The sequence below is a fragment of the Intestinibacter sp. genome (genome assembly GCF_022780145.1).
In the GTDB taxonomy this organism is placed as follows: domain Bacteria; phylum Bacillota; class Clostridia; order Peptostreptococcales; family Peptostreptococcaceae; genus Intestinibacter.
Window position 1 is genome coordinate 1 of the sequence record NZ_JALEXO010000058.1, and the last position, 4,406, is coordinate 4,406.

Genomic DNA, 4,406 nt, shown 5'->3' on the forward strand with positions numbered 1-4,406 from the left:
CGCATTTACTGTATATAGATTTTCAGCTAGCTTATCTCCTATATATCCATGTATATAAGCAGCACAAACAGTTGCCATAAGTTGGTTTATGCCTTGACCTACAAATGATGTAATCATTCCAAGAAGTGTATCTCCCATACCACCGTTTGCCATAGCTGAATTTCCAGTTGGATTTATATAAGTGTAATCTCCGTTAGTTATTACAGTTTCGTATCCTTTTAATAAAACTATAGCTTTGTATTTATTTGCAAATTCCTTTGCTACATCTACTCTATTGTCTCTGATATGTCCTATAGAATATCCTGTCAATTTCGCCATTTCACCTAGATGAGGTGTGATTATCAAGCGATTTGGATATTTTTCAAATAAATCCACCCTGTCTTTTAAGACGTTTAATCCGTCTGCATCTAATACGACTGTACATGTAGATTTTTCTAAGACGTATTTTAATTTATTATATGTTTCCTCGCTGTTTCCCATTCCACATCCAAATCCAATCGCCGTACAGCCCTTGATTAATTTTTCTACTTTTTCTGTGTCGTCTATGTCTAGTGTCATAGCTTCACAAAGCTTTTCACTAGCTATATTTTGAACGTACTGATCTGTTACTAAAGTAGTCAATCCACTTCCAGCTTTAACTGCTGCCTCTGTAGCAATATAAGCTGCACCTGTAAATCCTCTACTTCCCGCGAATAAAGCTATTTTACCAAAATCGCTCTTGAAGGCAAATTTATTTTTTTGTTTTATATTATTTTTTACTAATTCTAAAGTTGTTATGTATTCCTTGTCGTCGTATTTATCTAAAATATAGCTCGGAACGCCGATATGCTCTACTACAACCTCTCCGATAAATTCTTGTATATCGTATTTTAAAAATCCCCTCTTATAAAACTCAAAGGAAATAGTCTTATCAGCCTTTACACAAATTCCCATAATGTCTCCTGTTGTGGCATTTATTCCAGATGGCACGTCTATTGAATAGACTTTATTTTTATTTTCATTTATTGTTTTTATGACGTCGTAGAAAATTCCCTTTATTTCTCTTTCTAAGCCTGTTCCAAATATACAATCGACTACTACATCAGATTCTTTTATAGAAGCTTTTAAATCGTCTAAATTCTCATCAGTCACAACTGTTGTAGGTATCTCCATTGCATTTAAAATATCGTAGTGTATTTTAGAGCACTCACTTAGCTTTTCTAGCTTTCCAACTATGAATACTTCTACCTTTTTATCCTTTGCAGCTAGCTGTCTAGCTAATCCTAAGCCATCGCCGCCGTTGTTTCCAGCGCCACTTACTATTACGTATTTTTCATTATCTTCTATATCCATATGTTTAAATGCTGAAAGTACAGCATTTTCCATTAAAACTATTAACGGTATTTTATATTCATTTACACAAGCACTGTCTAGTATTTTAGTGCTATTAGATGTTCCAATTCTCATATAAAGTCCTCCTTTTTTAAGCCTTTTATTTTAGTTATATAATATTTTATGGATAATCGCAAATTAAAAACTAAAAAAATGATATACTTTAATTAAGATTTCTAAGTAAGGAGAATTTTTTATGAAAAAAATATTAAAAATCGTTTTATCATTGCTTTTAGTTTTAGTATTATTTGTAATCGGATTTGTAGCATATCTTTCAATAAATGAGTACTATCCAAAGGAAAATGAAGATATAAAAATAACTGACAAAGGCGAAAAATCCTTAAATGTAGGAGATTCTATAAGCCTGCTTACCTTCAACGTAGGATACTGTTCACTAGATAAGGACCACGACTTCTTCATGGATTGAGGAAAAACTGTAAATACTGAGAGCAAACAAAACATACTATACAATGTAGATGGCATCAAAAGCATAATAGCTAGAGAAAACCCAGATGTGACTTTTTTACAAGAGGTAGACAAGGACTCAAAACGCTCTTATCATGTAGACCAAGTCGAGGCCTTCAGCGATATCTATTCTGACGATAGCGAAGCATTTGCTACGAATTTCTTGTGCGATTACATACCTTATCCTATACCTACAATAGGTAAAGTAAATGGCGGTATTTTAACGCTGAACAAATACAATGCAACATCTGCAACTCGTATACCACTAGAAACGTCTTATAAATGGCCAGTTAGAGTTTGTCAATTAAAAAGATGCTTATTAGTTGAAAGAGTTCCTATAGAAAACAGCGATAAGGAATTAGTTCTTATAAACCTTCACTTAGAAGCATATGCAGATGAAGAGAGTAAGGATGTACAGACAAAGGTACTTTCAGATATATTAAAAGAAGAATATAAAAAGGGAAATTACTGCATCGCCGGCGGGGATTTTAACCAATCATTTAGCAATGTAGACCCAAATTTATATCCAATTAAAAATACAGATTACTTCGAAGCTGAGCTTATAAACGAAGATTATTTCGGTAATAATTTCAGTTTTGTAAACGATGCTTCTACACCTACTTCAAGACTTTTAAACGAGCCATATGATGAGAAAAGCGAAAATACTCAATATTACGTTATAGATGGATTTTTAGTATCTTCAAATATAAAAGTAAATTCTGTTAAAACATTAGATGAGGGATTTGTATACAGCGATCACAACCCTGTAAAAATGGAAGTCACTTTAAAATAATACATATTAAAAAAAGAGCGAAACAAAGTTTACTTTGTTTGCTCTTTCTTATTTATTAAACACCAACTACTCTAGTTACACCTGGTACTTCTTTTACTAATAAGTTTTCTATAACAGCTTTTAATGTCATAGTAGCTCCTGGGCAACCTGCACAAGCACCTTGTAATCTTACTACTACAGTTCCATCATCACCAACATCTATTAATTCAACGTCTCCACCGTCTCTTTGTAGTACTGGTCTAACTTTGTCTAATACTGCTGCAACTTGTTCTTTCATTAAATTCCCTCCCTTTATAATTGTATTATCTATATAATTATACACTAACAAAATGATATTCTCTACCATTTTATGTATTGTTTTCATCTCAATATATTTTTTTATTTAAAAATACTATATAATATGTATAAGAAAATCTTTATATAAAAAATAACTTATTAAATCAAGGGTGTTGAAGTCGACGGAGATAGCGCAGTTGTAACTGTAGATTTCAAATACATCGATGGAACTGATGTGTTTGAAGATGCATTTTCTAAAGCTTTTGAAGAAACTATTTCTCAAGCCTTTGCCGGTAAGGAAATGAGCGAGGAGGAAATCCAAGATTTATTTATCGAAACTCTAAATAATTCTGAATCTAAAGATGAAGAAAAATTTGCTACAAAAACAGTAAAAATAGACTGTGCAAAGAAATACAACAAATGGTACATAGACGATTTAGATGAAGATTTCTTTGATGTTATATTCTGTAATTACTTATCATATATGGATAAACTAGATGAAAACCTAGACGAGTTAGAATAAAATCATACTCACAAATGGAATATTGTGCTGGTTTCAGTGCAGTATTCCTATTTTTTTAAGTAATATTAATAATATAAAATTCACGAGAATATAATTCTAATAAGCAATATTACATATCTCTTTGCTTAATATTTTCGATAGGAGGAATTTTATGTTATTTCAAGGTTCTGCAGTGGCTCTTGTCACGCCTTTCACTAAAGAGAATAAGATCAACTACGATAAGCTAGAAGAACTAGTCGAATTTCACATAAAAAACAATACCGACGCTATAGTTGTGTGCGGTACAACTGGTGAAGCCAGCACACTAGATGATAGGGAACATGTAGCTGCAATTAAATGTGTAATCGACGCTGTAAATAAGAGAATTCCAGTGATTGCTGGCACTGGTGGAAACGACACAGAGCATTCTATAATGTTGAGTAGAATAGCTGAGAATTTCGGCGCCGACGGGCTTTTAATTATAAACCCTTACTACAATAAGGGAAATAAATCAGGTATAAAAGCCCATTTCACAAAAATCGCCCAAAGTGTAGAAATTCCAATAATTATGTACAATGTCCCATCTCGAACTGGAGTCAATTTATCACCTAGATTAGTCGCTGAATTAGCTTACGGTGTGGAAAATATAGTTGGAATTAAAGAGGCAAGCGGCGATATGGCTCAGGTTGCTGAGATATCTCGACTTGTAGATGATGATTTTGCAATATATTCTGGAAATGATGACTCTACTCTACCACTTTTATCACTAGGTGGATATGGCGTGATCTCTGTTCTAGCAAATATATGTCCTAGAGAAAGCCACGATTTGGTGTACAGCTTTTTATCTGGGAATGTAGAAAAATCAAGAGAACTTCAGCTAAATATGAAGCCTTTAATAGATTCTCTATTCGTCGAAGTAAATCCAGTTCCTATAAAGACTGCTATGAATTTACTTGGTATGGAGGTCGGTAATTTGAGACTTCCACTAAGTCATATGGA

At 33.0% G+C, this 4,406-nt stretch carries 6 protein-coding genes; 4 read left to right on the plus strand and 2 right to left on the minus strand.

Features of this window, described 5'->3' with window-relative positions:
* Positions 1–1,446: NAD(P)H-hydrate dehydratase (locus MR593_RS02170; RefSeq protein ID WP_290686532.1), on the minus strand; the 1,446-nt coding region annotated here is incomplete at its 3' end.
* 121 nt (positions 1,447–1,567) lie between these two features.
* Here MR593_RS02170 and MR593_RS02175 point away from each other — a divergent pair.
* Positions 1,568–1,798 (plus strand): hypothetical protein, encoded by a 231-nt coding sequence (locus MR593_RS02175; protein ID WP_290686534.1) that lies wholly within the window; start codon positions 1,568–1,570, stop codon positions 1,796–1,798.
* Between the two features lie 33 nt (positions 1,799–1,831).
* The gene (locus MR593_RS02180) at positions 1,832–2,629 is read left to right on the plus strand and encodes an endonuclease/exonuclease/phosphatase family protein (RefSeq protein ID WP_290686540.1); all 798 of its coding nucleotides are present in this window, start codon (positions 1,832–1,834) and stop codon (positions 2,627–2,629) included.
* Positions 2,630–2,684: 55 nt separating this feature from the next.
* On the opposite strand, the gene MR593_RS02185 is transcribed toward MR593_RS02180, so the two are convergent.
* Positions 2,685–2,906: a NifU family protein gene (locus tag MR593_RS02185; protein ID WP_290686536.1), complete on the minus strand. Its 222-nt coding sequence runs from the start codon at positions 2,904–2,906 to the stop codon at positions 2,685–2,687.
* A gap of 234 nt (positions 2,907–3,140) precedes the next feature.
* Between MR593_RS02185 and MR593_RS02190 the strand changes: the two genes are divergently transcribed.
* Both MR593_RS02190 and dapA read left to right on the plus strand, forming a co-directional pair.
* Positions 3,141–3,428 (plus strand): hypothetical protein, encoded by a 288-nt coding sequence (locus MR593_RS02190; protein WP_290686538.1) that lies wholly within the window; start codon positions 3,141–3,143, stop codon positions 3,426–3,428.
* 151 nt (positions 3,429–3,579) lie between these two features.
* Positions 3,580–4,406 (plus strand): 4-hydroxy-tetrahydrodipicolinate synthase (gene dapA, locus MR593_RS02195; RefSeq protein ID WP_290686539.1); only part of this gene is annotated, 827 nt, incomplete at its 3' end.

Coding starts and splice junctions, on each gene's coding strand:
- MR593_RS02175 (WP_290686534.1), top strand. CDS start 1,568: ATGAAAAAAATATTAAAAATCGTTTTATCATTGCTTTTAGTTTTAGTA.
- MR593_RS02185 (WP_290686536.1), bottom strand. CDS start 2,906: ATGAAAGAACAAGTTGCAGCAGTATTAGACAAAGTTAGACCAGTACTA.